This is a genomic window from Streptomyces sp. NPDC037301, assembly GCF_055602785.1.
Window position 1 is genome coordinate 133,736 of sequence record NZ_JBVJWD010000016.1, and the last position, 23,306, is coordinate 157,041.

General features: G+C 70.6%; 23 protein-coding genes. 6 read left to right on the forward strand and 17 right to left on the reverse strand.

All coding sequences use genetic code 11. The features are described 5' to 3' along the window. Nucleotides 1-15: 15 nt before the first annotated feature. The 5 genes from ACZ7IB_RS25175 to ACZ7IB_RS25195 all read right to left on the reverse strand — a co-directional run bounded on the left by ACZ7IB_RS25175 (nucleotide 16) and on the right by ACZ7IB_RS25195 (nucleotide 4,962). Nucleotides 16-1,017: a 2-hydroxyacid dehydrogenase gene (locus ACZ7IB_RS25175; protein ID WP_470915884.1), complete on the reverse strand. Its 1,002-nt coding sequence runs from the start codon at nucleotides 1,015-1,017 to the stop codon at nucleotides 16-18. A 99-nt stretch (nucleotides 1,018-1,116) separates the two neighbouring features. Beyond that, entirely contained in the window at nucleotides 1,117-2,145 is a 1,029-nt protein-coding gene (locus ACZ7IB_RS25180) for a 6-phosphofructokinase (protein ID WP_470915885.1), read from the reverse strand. Nucleotides 2,146-2,254: 109 nt separating this feature from the next. Next, on the reverse strand, nucleotides 2,255-2,947 hold the full coding sequence (locus tag ACZ7IB_RS25185) for a response regulator (RefSeq protein ID WP_470915887.1): 693 nt from the start codon (nucleotides 2,945-2,947) through the stop codon (nucleotides 2,255-2,257). Next, nucleotides 2,944-4,167, reverse strand: a complete 1,224-nt coding sequence (macS, locus tag ACZ7IB_RS25190) for a MacS family sensor histidine kinase (protein WP_470915889.1) — start codon at nucleotides 4,165-4,167, stop codon at nucleotides 2,944-2,946. The genes ACZ7IB_RS25185 and macS overlap by 4 nt, the downstream gene beginning before the upstream one ends. 51 nt (nucleotides 4,168-4,218) lie before the next feature. Then, nucleotides 4,219-4,962, reverse strand: a complete 744-nt coding sequence (locus ACZ7IB_RS25195; RefSeq protein ID WP_114244107.1) for a lysophospholipid acyltransferase family protein — start codon at nucleotides 4,960-4,962, stop codon at nucleotides 4,219-4,221. 194 nt (nucleotides 4,963-5,156) lie between these two features. On the opposite strand from ACZ7IB_RS25195, the gene ACZ7IB_RS25200 reads away from it, so the two are divergent. Continuing rightward, a complete protein-coding gene (locus tag ACZ7IB_RS25200) occupies nucleotides 5,157-5,936 on the forward strand; it encodes an alpha/beta hydrolase (RefSeq protein WP_470915891.1) in 780 nt (259 codons plus the stop codon). Next, nucleotides 5,929-6,651 carry a hypothetical protein gene (locus ACZ7IB_RS25205; RefSeq protein ID WP_470915893.1) on the forward strand — a complete coding sequence of 241 codons (723 nt, stop codon included), beginning with the start codon at nucleotides 5,929-5,931 and terminating at the stop codon, nucleotides 6,649-6,651. The genes ACZ7IB_RS25200 and ACZ7IB_RS25205 overlap by 8 nt, the downstream gene beginning before the upstream one ends. Before the next feature lie 42 nt (nucleotides 6,652-6,693). Here ACZ7IB_RS25205 and ACZ7IB_RS25210 read toward each other — a convergent pair whose 3' ends face one another. The 6 genes from ACZ7IB_RS25210 to ACZ7IB_RS25235 form a co-directional block, all read right to left on the reverse strand. Beyond that, nucleotides 6,694-7,452, reverse strand: coding sequence for an endonuclease/exonuclease/phosphatase family protein (locus tag ACZ7IB_RS25210; RefSeq protein WP_470915894.1), 759 nt, complete (start codon nucleotides 7,450-7,452; stop codon nucleotides 6,694-6,696). Between the two features lie 78 nt (nucleotides 7,453-7,530). Continuing rightward, nucleotides 7,531-8,472 carry an ROK family glucokinase gene (locus tag ACZ7IB_RS25215; protein WP_351198809.1) on the reverse strand — a complete coding sequence of 314 codons (942 nt, stop codon included), beginning with the start codon at nucleotides 8,470-8,472 and terminating at the stop codon, nucleotides 7,531-7,533. A gap of 74 nt (nucleotides 8,473-8,546) precedes the next feature. Further along, complete coding sequence (locus tag ACZ7IB_RS25220) at nucleotides 8,547-9,005, reverse strand: DUF5304 domain-containing protein (protein ID WP_470915896.1); 459 nt, start codon at nucleotides 9,003-9,005, stop codon at nucleotides 8,547-8,549. A gap of 83 nt (nucleotides 9,006-9,088) precedes the next feature. Next, nucleotides 9,089-10,414, reverse strand: coding sequence for an ArsA family ATPase (locus ACZ7IB_RS25225; RefSeq protein WP_470915898.1), 1,326 nt, complete (start codon nucleotides 10,412-10,414; stop codon nucleotides 9,089-9,091). Between the two features lie 4 nt (nucleotides 10,415-10,418). After that, nucleotides 10,419-10,868, reverse strand: a complete 450-nt coding sequence (locus tag ACZ7IB_RS25230; RefSeq protein WP_470915900.1) for an SRPBCC family protein — start codon at nucleotides 10,866-10,868, stop codon at nucleotides 10,419-10,421. A 107-nt stretch (nucleotides 10,869-10,975) separates the two neighbouring features. Then, a complete protein-coding gene (locus tag ACZ7IB_RS25235; protein WP_470915902.1) occupies nucleotides 10,976-11,782 on the reverse strand; it encodes a metallophosphoesterase family protein in 807 nt (268 codons plus the stop codon). Between the two features lie 280 nt (nucleotides 11,783-12,062). Here ACZ7IB_RS25235 and ACZ7IB_RS25240 point away from each other — a divergent pair, with 280 nt between their 5' ends. Continuing rightward, nucleotides 12,063-13,859 (forward strand): AMP-dependent synthetase/ligase, encoded by a 1,797-nt coding sequence (locus ACZ7IB_RS25240; RefSeq protein ID WP_470915904.1) that lies wholly within the window; start codon nucleotides 12,063-12,065, stop codon nucleotides 13,857-13,859. Between the two features lie 93 nt (nucleotides 13,860-13,952). Here the strand turns inward: ACZ7IB_RS25240 and ACZ7IB_RS25245 are convergent, their stop codons facing one another. Beyond that, complete coding sequence (locus ACZ7IB_RS25245) at nucleotides 13,953-15,095, reverse strand: glycosyltransferase family 4 protein (protein ID WP_470915906.1); 1,143 nt, start codon at nucleotides 15,093-15,095, stop codon at nucleotides 13,953-13,955. 110 nt (nucleotides 15,096-15,205) lie between these two features. Here ACZ7IB_RS25245 and ACZ7IB_RS25250 point away from each other — a divergent pair, with 110 nt between their 5' ends. After that, nucleotides 15,206-16,456, forward strand: coding sequence for a glycosyltransferase 87 family protein (locus ACZ7IB_RS25250; RefSeq protein WP_470915908.1), 1,251 nt, complete (start codon nucleotides 15,206-15,208; stop codon nucleotides 16,454-16,456). An 11-nt stretch (nucleotides 16,457-16,467) separates the two neighbouring features. Here the strand turns inward: ACZ7IB_RS25250 and ACZ7IB_RS25255 are convergent, their stop codons facing one another. From ACZ7IB_RS25255 to ACZ7IB_RS25275, 5 genes are all read right to left on the reverse strand, one after another. Continuing rightward, nucleotides 16,468-17,724 carry a hypothetical protein gene (locus ACZ7IB_RS25255; protein WP_470915909.1) on the reverse strand — a complete coding sequence of 419 codons (1,257 nt, stop codon included), beginning with the start codon at nucleotides 17,722-17,724 and terminating at the stop codon, nucleotides 16,468-16,470. A 17-nt stretch (nucleotides 17,725-17,741) separates the two neighbouring features. Continuing rightward, nucleotides 17,742-18,773 carry a C40 family peptidase gene (locus ACZ7IB_RS25260; protein WP_470915910.1) on the reverse strand — a complete coding sequence of 344 codons (1,032 nt, stop codon included), beginning with the start codon at nucleotides 18,771-18,773 and terminating at the stop codon, nucleotides 17,742-17,744. 237 nt (nucleotides 18,774-19,010) lie between these two features. Further along, entirely contained in the window at nucleotides 19,011-20,039 is a 1,029-nt protein-coding gene (locus tag ACZ7IB_RS25265; protein ID WP_470915912.1) for a C40 family peptidase, read from the reverse strand. Between the two features lie 284 nt (nucleotides 20,040-20,323). Next, on the reverse strand, nucleotides 20,324-21,685 hold the full coding sequence (locus ACZ7IB_RS25270) for an NYN domain-containing protein (protein WP_470915998.1): 1,362 nt from the start codon (nucleotides 21,683-21,685) through the stop codon (nucleotides 20,324-20,326). 37 nt (nucleotides 21,686-21,722) lie between these two features. Next, nucleotides 21,723-21,965: a hypothetical protein gene (locus tag ACZ7IB_RS25275; protein ID WP_093893615.1), complete on the reverse strand. Its 243-nt coding sequence runs from the start codon at nucleotides 21,963-21,965 to the stop codon at nucleotides 21,723-21,725. Nucleotides 21,966-22,126: 161 nt separating this feature from the next. Here ACZ7IB_RS25275 and ACZ7IB_RS25280 point away from each other — a divergent pair, with 161 nt between their 5' ends. Both ACZ7IB_RS25280 and ACZ7IB_RS25285 read left to right on the forward strand, forming a co-directional pair. Then, nucleotides 22,127-22,879, forward strand: a complete 753-nt coding sequence (locus ACZ7IB_RS25280; RefSeq protein ID WP_470915914.1) for a rhomboid family intramembrane serine protease — start codon at nucleotides 22,127-22,129, stop codon at nucleotides 22,877-22,879. Then, nucleotides 22,876-23,157 carry an Lrp/AsnC family transcriptional regulator gene (locus ACZ7IB_RS25285; protein WP_093543818.1) on the forward strand — a complete coding sequence of 94 codons (282 nt, stop codon included), beginning with the start codon at nucleotides 22,876-22,878 and terminating at the stop codon, nucleotides 23,155-23,157. Before ACZ7IB_RS25280 ends, ACZ7IB_RS25285 begins: the two co-directional genes overlap by 4 nt. The last annotated feature ends 149 nt before the right edge of the window (nucleotides 23,158-23,306 follow it).

Below are 23,306 nucleotides of genomic sequence, written 5' to 3' on the forward strand. Positions count from 1 at the left end.
CGCCGGGGTCCCGGTTCACCGGGAAAGCACCGGGACGAGGACGTTGTCGCTGCGGCGGCCGGCCAGATAGTCGCCGACGTTCTGGACGGTGGCGTCGATGATCTGGGCCACGGCGTCCTGGGTGTAGTACGCCTGGTGCGAGGTCACGACGACGTTCGGGAAGGTGACGAGCCGGGCGAGCGTGTCGTCGTCGACGCCCTCCAGGGACTTGTCGAGGAAGAAGAGCCCGGCCTCCGCCTCGTACACATCGAGTCCGACACCCAGGAGACGGCCCGCGCGCAACTCGGCGACCAGCGCCGTGGTGTCGATGAGTCCGCCGCGGCTGGAGTTGATCAGGATCGCGTCGTCCTTCATGTGTGCCAGGGCGTCCTTGCCGATGATGTGGTGCGTCGAAGGCAGCAGCGGGACGTGCAGGCTGATCAGGTCGGAATCGGCGAGGAGCTGTTCCTTCTCCACGTATTCCATGCCGAGCCCGACGCAGGCGGGGTTCTCGACGACGTCCCAGCCGAGCAGCTTCATGCCGAAGCCGTGGGCGATCCGGGTGAAGGCCTCGCCGATCTTGCCCGTACCGATCACGCCGGCCGTGCGGCCGTGCATGTCCCGGCCGAGGAGGCCGTCGAGCCGGAAATCGAAATCGCGGGTGCGGCCCGCGGCCCGGATGATGCGGCGGTTGACCGCCATCGCGAGCGTCCAGGCGAATTCCGCGACCGAGTAGGGCGAGTAGTAGGAGACGCGGGCGACCCGCAGGGCGAGCCGCTCGGCGACGTCGAGATCGATGTTGTTGAAGCCGGTGGAGCGCTGGGCGATCATCTGCGTGCCACCCGCTGCGAGGGTCTGCAGGACGCTGCTGCCCAGGTCGGCGTTGACGCTGGTGGAGATGATCTCGTGGCCCGCCGCGATGGGGGCGGTGTCCTTGGTGAGGAAGACGTCCAGGCAACGGACCTCGTGCTGTCCGGCGAAGGCCTTCTCGAGCAGCGGCTTCTCGTCGGACTGCACACCGAATGCCAGGATTTCCATGACTTCTCCCGTTCATTGCGCAGATCAGGGGACATGGGCCGGTCATCGCGAATATACGACCCCTGCCCCCGGTGCGCCGCCCGGTCCCCGGTGCGCCGCTCAGCCGAAGAAGACACCTACCTCCGCGTAGAGGGCCGGGTCGACGGTCTTGAGCCGGGCGGTCGCCTCCGCGATCGGCACCCGGACGATGCCGGTGCCTTTCAGGGCGACCATCGTGCCGAAGTCGCCGTCCCGCACGGCATCGATCGCGTGCAGGCCGAAGCGGGTGGCCAGCCAGCGGTCGAAGGCGCTGGGGGTGCCGCCGCGCTGGACATGGCCGAGGACGGTCGTTCTGGCCTCCTTGCCGGTGCGGCTCTCGATCTCCTTGGCCAGCCATTCGCCGACGCCGGAGAGCCGGACATGACCGAAGGAGTCGTGCGATCCGTCCTTGAGAATCATCTCGCCCTGCGCGGGCACGGCTCCTTCGGCGACCACCACGATCGGTGCATAGCTCGCCCTGAAACGGGAGGTCACCCAGGCGCACACCTGATCGATGTCGAAGCGCTGTTCCGGGATGAGGATGACATTCGCACCGCCGGCCAGTCCCGAGTGGAGCGCGATCCAGCCCGCATGACGGCCCATCACCTCGACGACGAGAACGCGCATATGGGATTCGGCGGTGGTGTGCAACCGGTCGATGGCCTCGGTCGCGATGCCGACAGCCGTATCGAATCCGAAGGTGTAGTCGGTGGCGGAGAGGTCGTTGTCGATGGTCTTGGGAACGCCGACGCACTTGATGCCGTGTTCGTCGGACAGGGTCGCCGCCACACCCAGGGTGTCCTCGCCGCCGATCGTGATGAGCGAATCGACCTCGCACTTGGCGAGGTTGTCCCTGATCCGGCGGACGCCGTGCTCCACGCCGAGCGGATTGGTACGCGAGGAACCGAGGATGGTGCCGCCGCGCGGCAGGATGCCGCGCACCGCCGGAATGGAGAGCGGCACCGTCTCGCCCTCCAGCGCGCCGCGCCAGCCGTCCCGGAATCCGATGAAGTCGTAGCCGTACTCCTGCACGCCCTTGCGGACGATGGCGCGGATGACCGCATTGAGTCCGGGACAGTCGCCGCCCCCGGTCAGTACTCCGACCCGCATGGAAGCATCCCTTCGCCGAGTGAGCTCGCTGATGACCACGCTAATCGTGATCCAGGTCACTCGGGAATGGGTCGGAAGGTCAAATTCCGCACAATCCGGGCGGGTTGGGTCAGGCGTCGTCGAGGCCGCGCTCGATCGCGTACCGCACGAGCTCCACCCGGTTGTGCAACTGGAGCTTGCCCAGGGTGTTCTGCACGTGGTTCTGGACGGTGCGGTGCGAGATGACCAGACGCTCGGCGATCTGCTTGTACGAGAGCCCCTTGGCGACCAGCCTCAGCACCTCGGTCTCGCGCTCCGTGAGCTGCGGGGCCTTGGGTTCGTCGGAGGCGACGGGCGTGGGGTCGGAGGCGAGCCTGCGGTACTCGCCGAGGACCAGTCCGGCAAGGCCCGGGGTGAAGACGGGATCGCCGACGGCGGTGGACCGCACGGCCTCGGTCAGCTCCTGCGTACTGGCCGACTTGAGCAGATAGCCGGTGGCGCCGGACTTGACCGCCTCCAGCACGTCGGCGTGCTCGCCGCTCGCGGAGAGCACCAGGACGCGCAGTCCGGGGTGGGAACCGACAAGTTCCTTGCAGACCTGTACGCCGGGCATGCCGGGCAGGTTGAGGTCGAGTACGAGGACGTCGGGGGTGGCGGCCTTCGCCCTGCGGACGGCCTGCGGCCCGTCACCGGCGGTCGCCACCACTTCGAAACCGGACTCGGAAAGATCGCGGGCGACGGCATCGCGCCACATCGGGTGGTCGTCGACGACCATCACCCTGATGGTCCGCTCCTCGGCACCCTGGATGTTCTTCGTGCTCATCTTGCTGATCCTGCCTTCCCCCGTGAAACCTTCGGAACCTTCAACTCGACCTCGGTGCCCTGGCCGGGCACCGAAATCAACTCTGCCGTGCCGCCCAGGTCACGCAGCCGTCCCCGGATCGACAGAGCGACCCCCATCCGCCCCTCCCCCTCGGCCTGGGCGAGCCGCCCGTCCGGGATGCCGGGGCCGTCGTCCCGGACCGTCACGATCACCTCGTCCGGCCAGTCCTCGACAAGGATCCAGGCCTGGGCCATCTCCCCCGCGTGGACCCTGACATTGTCCAGGGCGGCACTGACAGCGGCCGCCAGCTCCTTCGCCGCCCCGGGAGCGAGCAGCACCGGTGCGCCGGGCTCCGCGAAACTGATCCGGGAGCCGGCGTGCGGTGCGAGCAGGGAGCGCAGATCGAAGTCGGCCTGCCCGGACGGTTCATCGTCGACCTCGACGCTGCGGACCACGGCGCCCTCGGCGGCGTCCTCGGAGACCCGGGTGGTGGGCACCAGACCGCTGGAGACCAGGGTGCGCAGGGCGACTTCCTGCTCCCCGGCCATCCGGCCCAGTTCGGCGGCCTCGCCGCCCAGCGCCGTGCCGCGGCGCTGCACCATCGCGAGGACCTGGAGCACGCTGTCGTGGATGTCGCGGGCCAGCCGTTCCCGCTCGCGGGTGGCGGCCTCGATCTCCAGGGCGCGGGCGAGGGTGCGCTCACTGGCCCTGGCCACCTCGACGACGTAACCGATGGCGATGGAGGCGACCCAGACCAGCAGGACATTGTGGAAGGTGTCCCGGCTGGGCTCGCCGCGCTCGATGATGTTGGCGATCGCGACGAAGGTGGAGGCGAAGGCCGCCCAGCGCCAGCCGCCCTTGATCGCGAAGGCCAGCACGGAGCCCGCGGTCCAGATGGACGACAGCGTCGGACCGTCGATGTGCTGGGCGTCGAAGTCGGCGAGCGGGGTGAGGAGGATGCCGACGAGGGCGAGGGCCAGGTCGGCGCCGAGGAAGCGTCTGGTGCAGGCGACGGCGCCCGCGACCTTCGGGAGGGTGCCGAGCGTCCAGGCCGCCATCACCACCAGGAAGACGATGGCCACCCAGGGCCGCTCGTACTTGTCCCGGCCGAAGACGGCGAGCAGGATCGCGTAGAGCATCGTCAGAATGCGGTACGCCGTCAGCGCACGCCACAGCGGCTGCTCGACCGACATGCGCACGACCCGCTCGCGCCTGGCCATTTCCCCCACCCCCCGGACGGAAACGACGCGGTTACGCGCCGGACCGTTCCGTCACCCTTGCGTTCCGGACTCTCTGCCCGCGTGCTTCTGCTCCTCGGCACGGCGCTTCGCCTCGTCCGCGATCTGCCGCTTGGCGGCGGTCGCGTAGATGTCGACGTACTCCTGGCCGGAGAGCTTCATGATCTCGTACATCACCTCGTCGGTGACCGAGCGCAGGATGAAGCGGTCCCCCTCCATGCCGTGGTAGCGGCTGAAGTCGAGCGGCTTGCCGATCCTGATCCCCGGGCGCATGAGCTTGGGGATCACCTGGCCCGGCGGCTGGATCTTCTCCGTGTCGATCATCGCGACGGGGATGACGGGCGCTCCGGTGGCCAGCGCCACCCGGGCGAGTCCGCCGGGCTTGCCGCGGTAGAGACGGCCGTCGGGCGAGCGGGTGCCCTCCGGGTAGATGCCGAAGAGCCCGCCGCTCTCGATGACCTCGATGCCCGCCTTGATGGCCGCCTCGCCGGCGCCTCGGGCACCCGAGCGGTCCACCGGGAGCTGGCCGACGCCCTTGAAGAAGGCGGCGGTCAGTTTGCCCTTCACGCCGGGCGCGGTGAAGTACTCGGACTTGGCGATGAAGGTGACCTTGCGGTCCAGGACGGCCGGCAGGAAGAAGGAGTCGGAGAACGACAGGTGGTTGCTCGCGAGGATCGCCGGTCCCTGCGCGGGGATGTTCTCCAGGCCCTCCACCCATGGCCTGAAGGCGAGCTTCAACGACCCGCCGATGGAGAACTTCATTGCGCCGTAGATCAACTCTGGTGCCTCCTGTGTGCTGTCCGACAGACCTTAACCCGTGGGGCCGTCCGCGCTCCCGCCCGGCACGGAGCCGAAGCAGCGGCCGGGGCCGTGACGGCCCTGGTCGGTGTCGGTCCGGTCGCGTACGGTGAAGTAATCCTTCTGCACTCCCCCTTTCGCTCCCCTTCGAGCCTCACGAACAGGAGACCCCGGTGCCGGTCCTGCCTGGAGCCGAGCCGTTCCGCCACGAGGGCGGAGAGGTCGGCGTCCTTCTTTGTCACGGATTTACCGGTTCCCCGCAGTCGCTGCGCCCCTGGGCCGACTATCTGGCGGAGCGCGGGCTCACGGTCTCGCTGCCGCTGCTGCCCGGGCACGGCACCCGCTGGGAGGACATGCAGCTCACGGGCTGGCAGGACTGGTACGCGGAGGTGGACCGGGATCTGCGCGCCCTGCTGGAGCGGTGCAGCCAGGTCTTCGTCTTCGGGCTTTCCATGGGCGGAGCGCTCACGCTGCGGCTGGCGGCGAAGCACGGGGACACGATCAGCGGTCTGGTGCTCGTCAATCCGGCGAACAAGGTGCACGGCCTGTCGGCGTACGCGCTGCCGGTCGCCCGCCATCTGGTGCGGACGACGAAGGGGCTGGCGAGCGATATCGCTCTGGAGGGCTCCGCCGAGGTGGGGTACGACCGGGTGCCGTTGCACGCGGCGCATTCGCTGCGGAATTTCTTCCGCCTGGTCGACGCCGAGCTGCCCCAGGTCACCCAGCCGATCGTCCTGCTGCACAGCCCGCAGGACCATGTGGTGCCGCCGGCCGACTCGGCCCGGATCCTCAGCCGGGTGTCGTCGACGGACGTCGAGGAGATCCTGCTGGAACAGAGCTACCACGTGGCGACGTTGGACCACGATGCGGAGCGGATCTTCGACGAGAGCTACCGGTTCATCGGCCGCCTCGCTCCGAGCGTAGGGAAGAAGGGGAGCACGTCAGGTGGCTGAGCACGACGCGGAGCGCGCGGGCAGCGAGGAGGGACGCGAGCCCCTGCCCGCGGAAGGAGCTGCCCTCCCCGCGGAGGGAGCGGCTCTTCCCGCGGAGGGAACGTCCGTCCCCGACGACGGTACGGGTCCCCAGGATGCCGCTGCCCAGAAAGTGCCGCCGGGCGCCGACAGCGAGCGGTCCGACCGGTCGATCGACGAGGACGCCGTGTGGAAGGCGATCGTGGCGGGGTACGGCGAGGAGCCGCCGGACCCGCCGGGCGCCAAGCCGTTCAGGTCGATCGAGGATCTCGCACTGCTGGAGGACGATCAGTCGGGGGTCCTGGACCCGGACAAGGGGGTCGGGAAGAAGGCCCCGAAGCCGCCGGAGAAGCCGCTCGGCAGCTCGATCGTGTTCGCCCCCGGCGTCGCCGGTCCGCGCGACTACGAGGTCGAGGAGCCGAAGGACGGCGACATCGACGACAGCGACGAGGGGCATTTCGTCCCTCCGGAGCCGCCGCCGCTGCCGGAGGCCGATGTCACGGCGAAGTTCGCCTGGCTCGCGGTCGTCGGCGGTCCGGTGCTGATGCTGGTCGCGGTGCTGCTGCGGTGGGACATGACCTGGTGGCTCACGACGGTCTGCGTCGGCGGATTCCTGGGCGGCTTCGTCACGCTGGTGGCGCGGATGCAGGACGACGACGAGGACGGCGACGACCCGGGGCGCGGAGCGGTGGTCTGAGACCGGACCGGTCGAGGTGGCCTTGAGCTGCTGCCGCGCAGCTCAAGGCCTGGTCGCGGGCACCCGTAGTGCCGCCAGCACCGGCAGGTGGTCCGTGGCCGCCCGCAGGTCGGCGTCGGTGACACCGGGCAGTCCTGCGGGGACACCGCAGCCGAGCACCTCGATCCCGCCCGTCGCGAACACGGCGTCGATGCGTCGCCGCGGACGGTCCGGCGAGAAGGTGTTCTCGTCACCCCACGGCCTCACGGCCCAGCAGTCCTGGAGCCGCCCGGCCAGCCGCCGGAACGCGGTCCCGGTCGGTACGTCGTTGAGGTCGCCGGCCGCGATGGCGTGCTCGACGCCCATCGCGTCCAGCCGTTCCAGCAGCATCTGCGTCTGGGCCAGGCGTTCGTCGCGCTGCAGGCTCAGATGGAAGCTCAGCAGACCGATGCGGGTGCCCGCGATCCGTACCACCGACGTGGCGAAGCCCCTGCGGTGCAGGCCGGGGGTGAGTGGCAGCAGCACGTCCTCGGTCCGCTCCACGGTGGCCCGCAGCGAGCAGAGCAGCAGTGGCCCGGCCGCCGTGGCGCCGCCGCTCAGGACGACCAGGTCGGTGCGGGCCGCGAGCCAGGCGGCGCGCTTGCGCCAGCGGAAGAAGCGCGGGGCTTCCTGGATGAGGACGAGGTCGGGGGCGCAGGCGCTGATGACGCGGGCCAGTGCCTCGCAGTCGTCGCGCATCGACCGGACGTTGTAGCTGAGCACTCTGATGACGGCCGAACCATCCGGCTCGGTACGGGAGTCGGGCAGCGGCGTCAGGACCATACGTCTCACGATACGACGGACGCCCGCCACTCCCCAGGGGGTGCGACGGGCGTCCGGCTCTGTGCGGTTCCGGGTGGTTCAGCCCTGGCGGGCCAGGTCAGCCGCGCCCACCAGGCCTGCCTTGCCGCCCAGTTGGGCCGCGAGCACCTGGGCGTGCGGACGCCATTCGCCGCCGATCAGCCAGCGCCGGAACGACTTGCGGATCGGGTCGAGGACGAGCTCGCCCTCGTCCGACACGCCGCCGCCGACGATGAACGCGGACGGGTCGAAGAGCGAGGCGAGGTCTGCGAGTCCGGCGCCGGCCCAGCGGGCCAGCTCGCGGAACGAATCGATCGCCACCGCGTCGCCCTGCCGGGCGGCCGCGCTGATGTGCTTGCCCTCGATGCCGTCCACCGTGCCGTCGCCGAGCGACAGCAGGATCGTGGCGTTCTCGGGGGTGGCGTTGGCGCGCTGCTTCGCGTACCGGACGAGTGCGCGCCCGGATGCGTACTGCTCCCAGCAGCCCTGGCTGCCGCAGCCGCAGAGCAGGCCGTCCGGGACGACCCGGATGTGGCCGAACTCGGCGGCCACACCGAAGCGTCCGCGGCGCAGCTTGTTGCCGATGATGATGCCGCCGCCGAGACCGGTGCCGAGCGTGATGCAGATGACGTCGTCGTGGCCCTGTCCGGCGCCGAAGCGGTATTCGCCCCAGGCGGCGGCGTTGGCGTCGTTCTCGACGACGACCGGAAGGCCGACGCGCTGTTCGACCTTGTCCTTCAGCGGCTCGTGCCGCCAGTTGATGTTCGGCGCGAACAGCACGGTGGCGCGCTTGTCGTCGACATATCCGGCGGCGCCGATGCCGACGGCGTCGATCTGGTGGCCCTCGCTCGCACCGGACACGGCCGTCGCGATCGCGTCGACAATGCCTTCAGCCGTCGGCGGGGTCGGCACCTTGAACATCGAGAGGATCTGTCCCTCTTCGTCGACCACTCCAGCTGCGATCTTCGTGCCGCCGATATCGACGCCGATGGTGAGTCCCATGAATCCCTCAGTTTCGGTCGAGCCCCGCTGTGGCCAACGGTACCCGAGCCGGGGACCCTACCCATCGGTGCTGGTCAGTCCAGATCGATGTGTTCGCCCGCGGCGGGGCCCTCGTCGCGCGGGTCGGTGGGGTCGTCGGCCTTCTTTTCGGTGCCTGCGGGGGCCCCGGTGCCCTGGGTCCAGCGGCGTTCCTGGCCTTCCACGGCGGAGCGGTAGGCGGCGAGGAGTTCGTTGCCGGCCGCGGCGATGTGGTCGAAGACGTCCGGATTGCGTTCGATGACGGGCTCGACGGCGGACTTGGCCTGCTTGATGATCTGCTGCACGGTGCCCTGGGCCGCCGCGCCGAACAGCGGCGACCGGAGGGACGAGACCTTGTCGGCCACGGCGTCGACCAGCTTGCGCAGCTCCTCGGCTGCGGAGCCGGGCGGCGGGCCGTGCTGGGCGCGGCGGCGGGCCTTCTCCGCTTCGAGGTCCTCGGCGCAGGCCTTCGCCCACGCGTCGTCGTCGACGGGACGATCGGTGGCTTCGCTCATGGCGGACTCCTGCGACGTGGTTTGCCGGCGGCGCGGCATACGGGGCACCTGCTACCGACGTTACCCGAACCGTGATGCGCCGTTCAGCTCGTCCGGGGCCACAGACCGGGGTCCGGCGTGAACCGGACCCGGAGCACCCCGTCGGTGAGGGCGGCGCCGGAGACGGTACAACGGCGCAGCCCGGACTCCAGGGGGACGATCCGGCGGAACGGTCCCACGGTGAGGAGCAGTTCGTCGCCGCGGCGCACCAGCTGGAGGTCCGACTTGACGACGCCGGGCAGGGGCAGGCACCAGACCAGAACGGAGTCGCCCTCGTCGGGCGGCGGGGCGGTCACGATCCGGCTGCCGGGCAGCAGCGGCCGCAGCTCGTCGAGGCCGTCCGGGGCGTTCGGGTCCTCGATCCACCAGGGGTCGTCGGCCCGGCCGGGGCTCCGGTCGTCCAGTTCCGCGGCGAGTCCGTCGCCCTCGAAGAGGCCGCCGCCGGTGCCCGCCTCCTCGAAGACGGTGGAGCCGGCTCCGGTGTCGAGGAGGGTGAGGTCGTCCAGGCCCCGCGGATCGCGGCCGAGGTGGGGCACTTCGCACAGGGCTGCCGCGGGCACCCATTCCTCGTACCAGTGGTCGATGGTCTTCTCCTGCTGCGCGGCGAGGGCCGCGAACCAGGGGTCGCCGGAGTGCCTGGGCAGTACCCGGTTCACCACGAGGGTGTCGACGCGCAATCCGTGCAGGGCGAGTCCGGTGCGGGCGGTGCGCAGGGCGTCCTCGGCGGCGGGGCCTGGTTCGGCGACCAGCCGCAGCGTGGTGTTGCGGTCCTCGATCAGTGCCTGGACGGCGGCCAGCTCGGCGTCCCTGCGGGCGGCGGCCTCGTACAGCCACTGGGCGGGCATGGGTACGCCGGCGAGCTGGGCGAGCATCGGACGCAGGGCGCGTGCGGCCTGGCGTTCCTGGGGCAGCAGCCGGCGCAGATAGCGGCGCAGCTGTTCGGGCAGGGCGAGTACGGCGAGCGCTTCGCGCAGCGGCGGCAGGTCGACGACGAGGAGTTCGTAGCCGCCCGGCGACCAGTCGCCCCGGGCGGCGCGGCGCAGGGCGTGCAGGAGGGCGAGCTGGGCGCTGCCGGGGAGTTCGGTGAGTTCCTCGCCGTCCAGCCGGTTCCCACCGAGCAGGTCGAGCACGCCGGACGCCTGGTCCTGGAGGGTGAGCAGTTCGCTGCGGAAGTGTTCGTCGGAGTCGATGCGGGCGGACCACAGGCCGTCCGTGACCTCGGTGGGTTCCGTGCCTTCGGGGAAGCCGGGTATGGCGTCGGCGGAGAGCAGCAGGGTGCGGCGCCCGCGACGGGCCGCGGCCAGCGCGGTCGCCGCCGCGACGGTGGTACGGCCGGCGCCGCCGGGGCCGGTGACAAGGACCGTACGCACCGGGTCAGGCCTTCGGGACGGACTCGACGCGCTTCTTCAGGCCGGCCAGGGCGCGGTCGATGATGACCTTCTCGGCCTTGCGCTTGATCATGCCGAGCATCGGGATCTTGACGTCGACGGTCAGCCGGTAGGTGACCTCGGTGCGGTCGCCGTCGCCGAGCGGGGCGAGCGCGTAGGAGCCGTCGATGGCGCGCAGCATCTGGGACTTGACGAGGGTCCAGCTGACCTCGTAGTCGCCGGTCCAGGTGTACGCGAGGGTGTGGTCGTCCTTGATCGCTCCGGCGTCGAGGACGAGACGGACCTTCTCGGCGCGGTTTTGGTCGTCGGTGGAGAGGACCTCGGCCTCCTTGACCTCGCCGGTCCACTCCGGATAGCGGGCGAAGTCGGCGATCACTCCCATGACGTCGGCCGGCGCCGCCTCGATCGTGATGCTCGAGCTGGTGTGTTCAGCCATCGCCGTGGCTCCTCCAGTGCGGTGTACCGGTGCGCAGGCAGAGGCCTGCCGTCAGAAGGCTATCGCGTGTGCGCGGCGCCTCGTTCCAGGGCCCGGTGCCGGTGCGGTCACCATTCCAGGGCCCAGGGCCTGCCGGTGGACGCGAAGTGGCCGACGTTCACGCATTCGGTGGTGCCGATCCGCATCCGGCGGACCAGCGGCTGGTGGACATGGCCGAACAGCGCGTACCGGGGGCGGGTCCTGCGGATGGCGTCGAGCAGGGCCCGGCTGCCGCGTTCGAAGCGGCGCGCCACCGTGTCGTACGTCAGCTCGGGCACATCGGGGGGAATGTGGGTGCAGAGCACGTCGACCGGGCCGACGGCCTCGATCTTGGCCGCGTACTCCTCGTCGCCGATCTCGTACGGGGTGTTCATCGGGGTCTTCAGGCCGCCGCCGACGAAGCCGAATACGCGGCCGCCGATCTCGACGCGGTCGCCGTCGAGGACGGTGGTGCCCGGGCGTGCGTACTCGGGCCACAGGTCGGGGATGTCGACGTTGCCGTAGGTGGCGTACGTCGGGGTGGGGAAGGCGGCGAAGAGTTCGGCGTACTGCTTGCGCACCGCCGAGACGATCGCGGCGTTGCGGTCCATGCCCGCCCACAGGCCGCGGCCGAACTCGCGGGCCTCCTCGTAGCGGCGAGCGGTGCGCAGTTCGACGATCCGGTCGGCGTTCTCCACGCCGAACAGATCGGGGAAGATGCCGCGCGAGTGGTCGGCGTAGTCGAGGAAGAGCACCAGGTCACCGAGGCAGATCAGCGCGTCGGCGCCGTCCCCCGCGCGGGCCAGGGCCTCGGTGCTGCCGTGCACGTCGCTGACCACATGAACGCGCGTGCGCCGTGCGGTCGAGGTCCCTCGGCTGTTCGGTCCGACTGGCATGACGATCACCCTAGAACTCTGCTGTCCGCCTGGGTAGAGGCCGCCGGACCTGCGACGACCTCCGGGTGGTAACCGCAGTGGACTACTGTGCGCGCAAGGATCACCGTTGTATGTGACGCATAAGACATCTGGCCGGAACCCCCTATCGGGAACCGAGTACTGGTGGGTAACGTCCGGGCAGTCCAGTCGTGCTCACCCCACTGAGCACCCGCCATTCTTGGACCGCAGCCGGTGCGTCACACAGAGCCGTGGCACCGGAGCCCGATGAGGAGCAGCAGTCTTGCGCGAGTTCAGCCTTCCGGCCCTGTACGAGGTCCCCTCGGACGGCAACCTGACGGATCTCATCCGCCGCAATGCCGCTCAGCATCCCGATGTTGCGGTGATGAGCCGCAAAGTGGCGGGAGTGTGGACCGATGTCGACGCCACACAGTTCCTGGCCGAGGTCAGAGCCGTCGCCAAGGGCCTGATCGCTGCGGGCATCGAAGCGGGCGACCGGGTGGCCCTGCTCTCCCGTACGCGCTACGAGTGGGTCCTGCTCGACTTCGCGATCTGGAGCGCGGGCGCGGTCACCGTCCCGGTGTACGAGACCAGCTCGCCCGAGCAGATCCAGTGGATCCTCGGCGATTCCGGTGCCACCTTGTGCATCGTGGAGTCGGCGGAGCACCAGGCCTCCGTGGTCTCGGTCCAGGCGGATCTGCCTGCCCTGAAGGGCATCTGGCAGATCGAGGACGACGCGGTCCGCCGGCTGTCGGCGACCGGCGAGGACGTCTCGGACGAGACCCTGGACCTGCGGATGGCGAGCGCCAAGGCGGACGACCCGGCCACCATCGTCTACACCTCGGGCACCACCGGCCGTCCCAAGGGCTGTGTGCTCACGCACCGCAGCTTCTTCGCGGAGTGCGGCAATGTGGTGGAGCGGCTGAAGCCCCTCTTCCGTACCGGCGAGTGTTCGGTGCTGCTCTTCCTGCCCGCCGCGCATGTCTTCGGACGGCTGGTCGAGGTGGCCTCGGTGATGGCCCCGATCAAGCTCGGCTGCGTACCGGACATCAAGAACCTCACCGATGAACTGGCCTCCTTCCGGCCGACGTTGATCCTCGGTGTGCCGCGGGTCTTCGAGAAGGTCTACAACTCGGCGCGCGCCAAGGCGCAGGCCGACGGCAAGGGCAGGATCTTCGACAAGGCCGCGAACACGGCGATCGCGTACAGCCGCGCGCTGGGTACCCCTCAGGGCCCTTCCATGGGCCTGAAGTTCAAGCACAAGGTCTTCGACCGGCTGGTCTACAGCAAGCTGCGGGCCGTCCTCGGCGGACGCGGGGAGTACGCGATCTCCGGCGGCGCGCCGCTGGGCGAGCGGCTCGGCCACTTCTACCGCGGTATCGGCTTCACGGTGCTTGAGGGCTATGGCCTCACAGAGACGTGCGCGGCCACCGCGTTCAATCCGTGGGACCGGCAGAAGATCGGTACCGTCGGCCAGCCGCTGCCCGGCTCGGTCGTCCGGATCGCCGACGACGGCGAGGTGCTGCTGCACGGCGAGCACCTGTTCACCGGCTACTGGAACAACGAGGTGGCGTCGGCCGAGGCACTGGCCGACGGCTGGTTCCACACGGGCGACATCGGCACGCTCGACGAGGACGGCTATCTCGCGATCACCGGACGCAAGAAGGAGATCATCGTCACGGCGGGCGGCAAGAACGTCGCTCCCGCGGTGATCGAGGACCGCATCCGCGGGCACGCCCTGGTCGCCGAGTGCATGGTGGTCGGCGACGGGCGGCCGTTCGTGGGCGCGCTGATCACCCTGGACGAGGAGTTCCTGGGCCGCTGGGCCGAGGAGCACGGCAAGCCGGCCGGCTCGACGGCCGTGTCGCTGCGTGAGGACCCGGAGCTGCTGGCCGAGGTGCAGCGGGCGGTGGACGACGGGAACGCCGCGGTGTCCAAGGCGGAGTCGGTACGCAAGTTCCGCATCCTGGCGTCCCAGTTCACCGAGGAGGCGGGGCACATCACACCGTCGCTGAAGCTGAAGCGCAATGTGGTGGCGAAGGACTTCGCGGACGAGGTCGAGTCGATCTACCGGGGCTGACCCGAAGTACGTGAGAGGGGGCCCGCACGGGGTGTGCGGGCCCCCTCTCACGTACTCGCGCGGGGCCTCCTCGGCGTACCGCGTCACGTGGGGTCAGAGCAGCGCACGGAGCCTGTCGGCCAGCAGGTCCCAGCGCCACTTCTCCTCGACCCAGGCCCGCCCCCGCTCCCCCATCCGCTGCCGCAGCTCCGGGTCACGGAGCAGAGTGACGATCCGGTCGGCCGACTCCTCCACGGAGCCGCCGCGCACCACCCACCCGGTCTCGCCGTCGAGCACGGCGTCCGGCGCGCCGCCCGAGTCGCCCGCCACCACCGGCAGTCCGGTCGCGGACGCCTCCAGGAAGACGATGCCGAGGCCCTCCACGTCGAGGCCGCCTCGACGGGTCCGGCACGGCATGGCGAAGACGTCGCCCGCGCCACAGTGGGCAGGCAGTTCGTCCCACGGCACCGGCCCGGTGAAGCGCACCGAGTCGCCGACCCCCGTCTCCTCGGCCAGCCGCTTCAGCTCCTTGGCGTACGGTCCGCCACCGACGATCAACAGCACCGCGTCCGGTACCTGCGCCAGGATCGCGGGCATCGCGAGGATCAGCGTGTCCTGGCCCTTGCGCGGCACGAGCCGTGACACACAGACGACGACGGGCCGGTCCGAGAGCCCGAGCCTGGCCCTGATCAGGTCCCCGCCGGAGTCCGGGTGGAAGATCTTCTCGTCGACGCCGGGCGGCAGTTGGACCATCCGGTCCGCCGCCTCGGGGCTGAGTGTGGTGGCGATCCGGGAGCGGGTGTACTCCCCCAGATAGGTGATCGTGTCCGTGGTCTCGCCGATCCTGCCCAGCAGCTGCCGGGCCGCGGGCAGCTGGGCCCAGCCCGCCTCGTGCCCGTGCGTGGTGGCGACCAGGCGGCGGGCACCGGCCCTGCGCAGCGCCGGAGCCATCAGCCCGAGCGGGGCCGCGGCGCCGAACCAGACGGATGTGCAGCCGTGTACGCGCAGCAGCTGCACCGCGCGCCGGGTGACCCGCGGGGTCGGCAGCAGCATCGTCGTACGGTCTCGGACGACGGTGAACGGCTGCTCGGCATCGAAGGCGGCGGTGGCCGCGATGCCTTCGGGGCTGCGCTTCCAGGTGGAGGTATATACGACGATCTGTCCGGGGTCCAGGCGCAGTGCCATGTTGTGCAGGAATGCCTGGATGCCGCCGGGGCGGGGCGGGAAGTCGTTGGTCACGATCAGGGTCTTGTCCATCCCGGCCGACAGTACCGGGCGGCCGGGCCGATGGCTCTCGCACAGGCCGGGTGGGCATCATGGCTCGTCGTACCCACCGAGTACCCACTGACGAAACGGATGAGGCGTCCATGACGGGATCGACCGGCGCGCGGCTCGCTCTCGCGGTGTGGGCCCTCACCAGGGTCGCGCTGCTGCTCTGCGTCACGAAGGTGATCACGCTGCCCGGACCGGACGTGACCAGTGATGTCTCGGTGATCTACCACGGCTGGTCCGAGGTCCTGAAGACCGGTACGTACCCGCAGTCCGACGTCACCTGGCAGTACCCGCCCCTCGCCGCGCTCGCCATCCTCTCCCCCGCCCTGCTCCCGTTCCTGGACTACGCCTCGGCCTTCTTCGTCCTCGCGTTCCTGTGCGACGGGCTGGTGCTGGGGCTGCTGCTGTACGCGGGCCGCCGGACCGGCCGGTGGACGGCAGGCGCCTGGGTGTGGGTGGCGGGGGTGCCGCTGCTCGGTACGACCGCGTACGCCCGCTACGACGTGATGGTGGCGGCGGTGGCGGTGGCGGCGCTGCTTGCGGGGGTGCGGCATCCGCGGGTGCTGGGGGTGCTGGCCGCCGTGGGTGCGCTGCTGAAGGTGTGGCCGGTGCTGATCCTGGCCGGTACCGCGCGTGGGCCGCAGACGCGCCGGGCGTGGACGGCCGCGGCAGTGGCGGCGGCCGGGCTGCTGGTGGTCTGCACCGTGGCGATGCCCGGTGCGCTGGCCTTTCTCGGCTTCCAGCGCGACCGGGGCACCGAGGTCGAGTCGCTGGGGGCGCTGGTCTTCCATGTGTGGCGGCAGTTCGGCTGGCAGGGCCGGGTGGAGCTGCACTACGGCTCGCTGGAGTTCCTGGGTCCGCATGTGCCGTTGGTGAGCACGCTCGCCCTCGGCCTGTCCGTCGTGGCCTTCGGCTGGCTGCTGGTGTGGCGGCTGCGGGCCTGTGACTTCCGGGTGAACACCCCGGCCGACGCGGCGTTCACGGCGGTGCTGCTGTTCACGACGACGAGCCGGGTGATCAGCCCCCAGTACATGCTGTGGCTGGTCGGCCTGGCGGCGGTCTGCCTGGTCTTCCGCGACAGCCGGATGGGGCTGCCGGCCGTTCTGGTGCTGCTCGCCACGGGCATCACTCAGCTGGAGTTCCCGCTCGGGTTCGTCCATGTGGTGACCAGCGACGCGACGGGCGTGACGCTGATGTTCCTGCGCAACGGCCTGCTGGTCGCGGCGACGCTGATCGCCTGCCGGCAGCTTTGGCGGCAGACGGTGTCCGGAGTGCCGCGCGAGGACGGCCGACCGCCGACCGCCCGGTCCGGCGCCGGCCGGGAGGCCGAGCCGGTCGGCTCCTGAGCACGTCCGGCTCAGCCGAGCCGGGAGCGCAGATACTGCCGCCAGCGTGCCGTGAAGTCCTGCGGGGACGTGGAGAGCACTTCCTGCATGGCCTGCTCCACCGACCCGTCCCGCCCTGAGTGCCCTCCGACGGCCCGGTAGAAGGCGAACAGCTTTTTCTCGCCCCAGTGGTCGGCGATCAGCTCGCAGGCCAGCCAGGCGCCCTCGTACGCCCTCGCCAGGCGCGCGGGGTCTCCCGCGAAGCCGAAGTCCTCGTCGGTGGGGAGTTCGGCGGGCAGATCGCCGCGCAGGACGGCGTCGGCCAGTTCGGGCGCGGCCTGTGCGGCGGTACGGCCCTCGGCGCGGTAGGCCGCCCAGTCGGCGAAGCCCTCGGAGAGCCAGGTCGGGGTGGCGGCGGAGGTGCGGGTGCGGGTGGCGACATGGGTGATCTCGTGGGTGAGGACGATCCGCTGCCCGAAGGTGCCGAGCATGCCGTACGCCTGCGGATTGACGATCACCCGGTCCGCGGGCGCCCGGCCCGGACCGCCGGTCTGCGCGGTGGTGACGGCCGCGATGCCCCGGTAGTTCGCCGCCGGTGACCCCAGCAGATCCGCCATGTCCTGGACGGTGTGCGGTACGAGCACCACCACGCGGCCTGCCCAGCGTTCCGGCCAGGCGTCCGAGACGGCGGGCACCGCGCGGTCCGCCGCCCAGGCGATCCGGTGCAGCTCCTGCTCGGTGCGGCCGACCCCGAGGACGAGGCTGTGCTTTCCGCCCACCACCTGGACATGGCCCTGCTGCCAGAGCTGCCGGCCGCCGTCCTTGCCCGCCCGGTCGCCGACGATGTACCAGCGGTCGTCCGCGCTGTCCCGTCTCAGATCGAGCACCCGGTCCGCGGCGACCGGGGCGGCGTCGTAGCCCTTGATCCGGTAGCGCAGCTGTATGTCCGCGGTCGCCCGGTCGGTGCCCTGTCCGGTCACGTCCGTCAGCCGGTACGTCCATGAGCTCAGCGGTACGTCCGCGAGGTTGTCCAGTTCCCTGCGCTGGGCCGTGCGCAACCCGGTGGCCCGCGGGTCTATGGCGGCCAGATAGGCGTCCGTGTCGTGTTCCAGCACGGCGGCCGCGCGGCGGTCCAGGGTGGCGCGGATACCGCGGGCGGTGGAGTCCGGGGCGGCGCCGTCGTCGGGGGCCGCGCAGGCGGAGGCGAACAGCAGCCCGGCGAGCAGCATTCCCGCCGTGCGCCGTCCTTCGTTACGTCCCCGCCGTGCGGTACGCCGCCTGTCAGCCACCCGGTCGAGGGTACGGGTCAGATGCGGGTGACCGAGGAGACGGGCATCATGCCGACGGGGTCGTAGCGCACCGGGGCGCCCGGGTACGGGGCGTGGATCACCTGGCCGTTGCCGACGTACATGCCGATGTGGCCGGCGTCCGCGCGGTAGGCGACCAGGTCGCCGGGGCGGGCCTCGGAGAGCGGCACCATGCGTCCCGCGTACCGCTGGGCCTGCGAGGTGCGCGGCAGGTTGACCCCGGCCTGGGCGTACGCCCACTGCATCAGCCCGGAACAGTCGAATCCGGCAGGTCCGTTGGCCCCCCAGACGTACGGGCGGCCCAGCGCATCCCGGACCGCCATGACGGCCACGGCGGCCCGTGCGGAGCCGGCCGGCAGAACGGCCATGGCCGGGAACGTGTCGTCGCGGCCGGAGCGCGAGGACCGCTCGAAGTCCGCCCGGTCGGCGCTGGACAGCGCGTCCAGCAGCTGCTTGGCCCGGGCGAGCTTGCGCTCGACGGTCCGTTTGTGGCGGGTGGCGGCCGCCCTGTTGCGCTCCAGATCGGCCAGTGCCCGGGCGGCCTCCGCGCGGGTCTGCGCGAGAGAGCGCTGAGCCTGCTGGAGCTGCCGCAGCTCGGTGGCCTGATGCGCGGTCAGGCGGTCCAGGGTGGCCGCCCGGTCGAGGTAGGTGTCCGGGTCTGAGGAGAGCAGCAGAGCGAGCGAGGGATCGAGGCCGCCCGAGCGGTACTGCGCGCTCGCCGCCGAACCGAGCGCCGTACGCATCCGGTTGAGGCGTTCCTGATCGCGGGCCGCCCGGTCCTGGGTCCGCGTCAGCTCGCCGCGCAGCCGGTCGGCGTTCTCACCGGCCTTGTTGTACTGCTCGGTGGCCCGCTCCGCCTCGCTGTACAGCCGGTCGACCCGGGCCTTGGCGGTCCGGGGCGTGTCCTGCGGGTCGGCGTTCGCGGTGGCCGCCCCGAGGGTGGCGGCCGCGGTCGCCGCCGCGGCCGACAGAACAGTGACCCGGGCGCCCCGGTTGAGGCCGGGCTGTGTGGAACGGCGATGGGACACCACTGGACGCCGCACTCCCTTCCGCTGTACGCAGATGTGCGCAGCCCCTGCCGCCCGGGGCGGGCGGACCGACGACCGTGAGCTGCACGGCAGGCAGACAGTAGTCGGGCGATTACGGAGCGGCCAAAGGCCGCGCGGGCGGACGGGGAGGCGCAAACAGCAACGCCCCGCCGGTGACCTGTGGTCTCCGGCGGGGCGGGCTGTCTGCGCGGGCGCGGGAATTCGCCCGTTCGGGCGTCGTCAGCCGACGCGCACGCCGAACTGGAAGCTGCCCATGGTGTTCATCGACTCGAAGCGGACGACCGTGCCCGTGTACGGGGCGTGCAGGACGGTGTTGTTGCCCGCGTAGAGGCCCACGTGAGAGGTGTTGTTGAAGAAGACCAGGTCGCCCGGCTTCAGCGCGCTGCGCCCGATGCGGACACCGTCGTTGACCTGGGTGTACGTGACCCGGGAGATCTGGACGTTGGCCTGGGCGTAGGCCCACTGGGTCAGCCCGGAGCAGTCGAAGGATCCGGGGCCGGTGCCACCGCGTTGGTACGGCTTGCCCACCTGGGTCTTGGCGGCGTTCAGTGCGGCGGCACCCCAGGCGGAGGCGGGGAGTTCGTTGCCCAGGTCGACACGGTCGCCCGCGGAGCGGCTGGCGCGCTGCTGGTCCTCGCGCATCTTCGCGCGCTCGGCGGCGGTCATCGAGTTGAGCAGGCGCTGCGCCTCGGCCAGCTTGCTCTGGAGCTTCTTCTTCTTCTCGCCGAGCGTCTTGCGTACGTCCGCGAGATCGCCGAGCTTGTCCTGGGCCTCCTTGCGCTGCTGCGCGAGGACCCGCTGCTTCTCCTGGATCTCCCCGAGGGCCTTGGTCTGCTTGGCCGTCAACTGGTCGAGGGCCGAGGCCTCGTCGAGGAAGGTGTCCGGGTTGGACGAGAGGAAGAGCTGCACCGACGGGTCGATGCCACCGGAGCGGTACTGGGCGGCGGCGAGCGAACCGAGGCCGCTGCGCAGGTTGTTGATCTCCTGCTGGCCGCGGGCCACCTTGTCCTGCAGCGCGCCGACTTCCTTCTCCAGCTTCTGCTGCTTCTCCTTGGCGCCGTAGTACTGCTCGTTGGCCTCGCCGGCCTCGTGGCCGATCTTCTCGACCTTCTCCTTGACCTCGCTCTTGGAGGGCTTGGGGTCGGCGTGGGCCGCCTGGGAGGTCAGGGCCACGGCCGCGGCGGCGGTCGCGGTGAGCACGGTCACACGGGCGCGGCTCGGCTGCTTGGGACGACGGTGGGACGCCACGAAGGCGAGCTCCTTCTTCCTCGAGCCGCCTACCGGGCTGTGGGGGATTCAGATCCCCGGCTCCGTGCACGTCACGGACTCGGCGGTGCCTTCGCTGTCACCCCGGATGGGTGATCAACCGTGCGAAGGTTCGAGGCCCGACCCTAGTGACCATCTTGTGATCAGTTCAAATCCTCACAAGAAAAATCTCGTCACAGGAAGTACTTCTTTACCCACATCGCACAGGGTGTAGCGGCGACTTGACGGTCCGTTCCCTGATTTCCACCGAGTCCCGACAAGTGTCACTAGACGCGCGAAAGACGCTTCAGGAGCAAGACGGACGCAACGGGCCTGGCGCCCGACTTCGCCACACCGTCGGCGACTTCACGGTCGGTGGAGACCACCACGACCGGCCGGCCCGGCGGTTCGGCGCGCGCCAGCTGACGGATGAGCTCATCGGCGGTCACACCGGGCTTGCTGAACAGCACCCGGACCCCGCGCGGCGGTGCGAGCAGCACCGGGGCGACCAGTTCGGCCCCGTCGAAGACACAGGTCATCTCGGCGCCGGTCTGCGCCGCGAGGACCGCGAGACCGCCCAGCAGCCTCAGCCGCTGCTTCTCCAGCGGGAGCTGCGGATAGCCGGTCTTGGTGACGTTGTAGCCGTCCACGATCAGATGCGCCTGCGGCAGCGCGAGCAACTGGTCGAGCAGGGCCGGATCGGTCTCCGAAAGGGCCCTCGCGGCAATGTCCTTGGGCGACATCCTGCCGGGCTCCACCGCGTCGGCACTGTCCGCGGGACGGATCGAGGAGGGCGGCAGGGCCAGTTCGCGACGGAGTCCCCGGGCGGCGTCGAGCACCGTGTCCAGCAGCAGCCGCAGCCGCATGTCCTCGACCGAGCGGCCCTCCCTGGTGGCCCTGCGGCCCGCCTCGACGGACGCCTCGGCCTCACCGAGCCGCGCCTTGAACCGACGGGACTCGCTCTCGGCCGCGGAGACCTGGGCGGCCGCCTCGGACCGCACGGCGTCGGTCTCGGCCCGGCTGCGGCGCAGCGCGGCCTCACCGCGCTTGACCTCGTTGACGACACTGCGCAGTTTGCGCTGAAGGGATTCGGCTTCCTTGCGGGCCGCGTCCAGCTCGCCGCGGAGCCGTTCGGTCTCGCTCTTCGTCTGGGAGCGGGCCTGGGCGAGTTCCTCGCGCAGCCGTTCCAGCTCGCGGCGGCTCTCCTCGTCGGCGCGCTCGGCATCGGCCCGCTGGGCCTCCTCGCCGGCGGAGGTGACCAGCTTCACCCAGCCGGCCGGGCGCAGCACATAGGCTGCGGCAGCCACATCGACGGGGTCGGCGGCGGCGGGCGGCGAACCGGCCTCCAGCGCGGCCGTCAGCTCCGGCTGCCCCTCCTTGAGCCGTTCGCCGATGCGCCGGCGGAACAGTGCGTCGCCTTCCAGCGCGGCCGCCATCGCGTTCCCGGCGAACTTGGCGCGCCGGGTCGGGGTGAAGCGGGCGTACTGTCTCAGCTGGGCCGGCAGTTCGGTGACCGTCAGGTCGCCGAACGCATCCGAGACCAGCGCGACGACCCGTCGCCGTACACCTTCGGGCAGCGGGCGGTCGAGCGCCTCGACGGCGTCGTCGGCCGCCTCGGCCGACTCGGCGCCGCTAGCGGGCTGCTCCACCATCCGTCACCCCAAATTGTCTGTCCGCACGGCCCCGTCAGGAGTCGGCACCCGGCCTGTCCACCAGTTCGATCTGATCCACCGCATTGCACCAACGGCAGCGCACCGACTCGATGGTCTCACTGACCACCTCGCGTTCCTCGACGGTGGACTCCCCGGCCAGGTCGAGATGGACGTATTCGATGACCTTGGAAGAACGCGTCACGTCGAACCGTGTGAGATTTCCGCAGAGCGTGCAGCGCCAGCGGGTCCCGTCGGTCGGCTGGGGAACCGTCGTCATCGTGCGTCCTCTTTCGTCGAGCCTCGTGCTGCCTGCTTCAAGGATCTCGCGGTGCGCCGTCGAACTGCGGATGTCCTGCCGTAACCCTACGGCCTAGCCACGTCCCCCCGACACGGCGAGGCGGTCTGTCCCGTTCCCTCCGCTTGCGTCATGCTCTGTTCATGATCGATCGGCGGGCTGCGGCCGCCAGATTAACCAGTGGACTCCTACGGACGCTCACCTCGGGCGGACCGCCCGTGGCCTATGCCCTGATCGCCGCGTGCTGTCTGGTCTTCCTGATCAGTCCGCTCTCCGGCTTCAACCCGTCCTACGGCACCGCCGACACCCTGCTCGCCGCCCAGGCCGGGTATTTCGAACGCTGGGGCGTGATCCCGAGCGAGCTGTGGGACGGCTCCGCACGCGCCCTGCTCACCCCGCTCACCGCCCTCTTCGTGCACGGCAGCTGGCTGCATCTGCTCGGCAACATGCTCTTCCTCTACGTGTTCGGGGCGATGGCCGAGGAGCGCATGGGCCATGCCGAGTTCACCTTCTTCTACCTCGGCTGCGGCTATCTCGCCCTGGTCTCCTACGCTGCCGCGCACGCCACGTCCGACCAGACGCTCGTCGGTGCGTCGGGGGCGATCTCGGCGGTGCTGGGGGCGTTCCTCTACCTGTTCCCCAGGGCCCGGGTCACCAGCCTGTTCCCGTTCCTCTTCTTCCTGCCGCTGCGCTTCCCCGCCTGGATCGTGCTGATCTTCTGGTTCGTCCTGCAGTGGCTGGCGGTCCAGGGCGCGGGCAGCGGGGGCCCCGGCGTGGCCTATCTGGCCCATGTGGTCGGCTTCGCCCTCGGCTTCCTCTACGCCTGGGGGCGTTACCGGCGTACGGATAGAGTGAAGACTCCAGCCACGGCCACCGAGGGAGAAAGCCAGCCGTGATCACCGCGATCGTGCTCATCAAAACCAGCGTGGACCGGATTCCCGAGATCGCCGAGGCCATCGCAGCGCTGGACAGCGTCAGCGAGGTCTTCTCGGTCACCGGTACGTACGACCTGATCGCCATGGTCCGGGTGGCCAAGCACGACGATCTGGCGGACGTCATCCCCGGCCGGATCAGCAAGATCCCCGGCGTCGAGGCCACCGACACGCATGTGGCCTTCCGTACGTACTCGCAGCACGACCTGGAGGCCGCCTTCGCCATCGGCCTCGACGCGTAGGTACGCCCCTTATTACGGCGTAGCACTTCGGCGGGGGGGGGGGGGGGGAGACCGCCCCCCCCCGGACGGTTGCTCGCCCGTCCGAGATGCGTTTTGTCCCAGGCCCCGACGAAACGGGAGGCCCCCATTGTGGGCCCCCCCCCCTCACC

Coding starts and splice junctions, on each gene's coding strand:
- ACZ7IB_RS25220 (WP_470915896.1), bottom strand. CDS start 9,005: ATGAGCGAAGCCACCGATCGTCCCGTCGACGACGACGCGTGGGCGAAG.
- ACZ7IB_RS25245 (WP_470915906.1), bottom strand. CDS start 15,095: ATGGACAAGACCCTGATCGTGACCAACGACTTCCCGCCCCGCCCCGGC.
- ACZ7IB_RS25215 (WP_351198809.1), bottom strand. CDS start 8,472: ATGGGACTCACCATCGGCGTCGATATCGGCGGCACGAAGATCGCAGCT.
- ACZ7IB_RS25250 (WP_470915908.1), top strand. CDS start 15,206: ATGACGGGATCGACCGGCGCGCGGCTCGCTCTCGCGGTGTGGGCCCTC.
- ACZ7IB_RS25185 (WP_470915887.1), bottom strand. CDS start 2,947: ATGAGCACGAAGAACATCCAGGGTGCCGAGGAGCGGACCATCAGGGTG.
- ACZ7IB_RS25280 (WP_470915914.1), top strand. CDS start 22,127: ATGATCGATCGGCGGGCTGCGGCCGCCAGATTAACCAGTGGACTCCTA.
- ACZ7IB_RS25180 (WP_470915885.1), bottom strand. CDS start 2,145: ATGCGGGTCGGAGTACTGACCGGGGGCGGCGACTGTCCCGGACTCAAT.
- ACZ7IB_RS25275 (WP_093893615.1), bottom strand. CDS start 21,965: ATGACGACGGTTCCCCAGCCGACCGACGGGACCCGCTGGCGCTGCACG.
- ACZ7IB_RS25175 (WP_470915884.1), bottom strand. CDS start 1,017: ATGGAAATCCTGGCATTCGGTGTGCAGTCCGACGAGAAGCCGCTGCTC.
- ACZ7IB_RS25230 (WP_470915900.1), bottom strand. CDS start 10,868: ATGGCTGAACACACCAGCTCGAGCATCACGATCGAGGCGGCGCCGGCC.
- ACZ7IB_RS25235 (WP_470915902.1), bottom strand. CDS start 11,782: ATGCCAGTCGGACCGAACAGCCGAGGGACCTCGACCGCACGGCGCACG.
- ACZ7IB_RS25210 (WP_470915894.1), bottom strand. CDS start 7,452: ATGGTCCTGACGCCGCTGCCCGACTCCCGTACCGAGCCGGATGGTTCG.
- macS (WP_470915889.1), bottom strand. CDS start 4,167: ATGGCCAGGCGCGAGCGGGTCGTGCGCATGTCGGTCGAGCAGCCGCTG.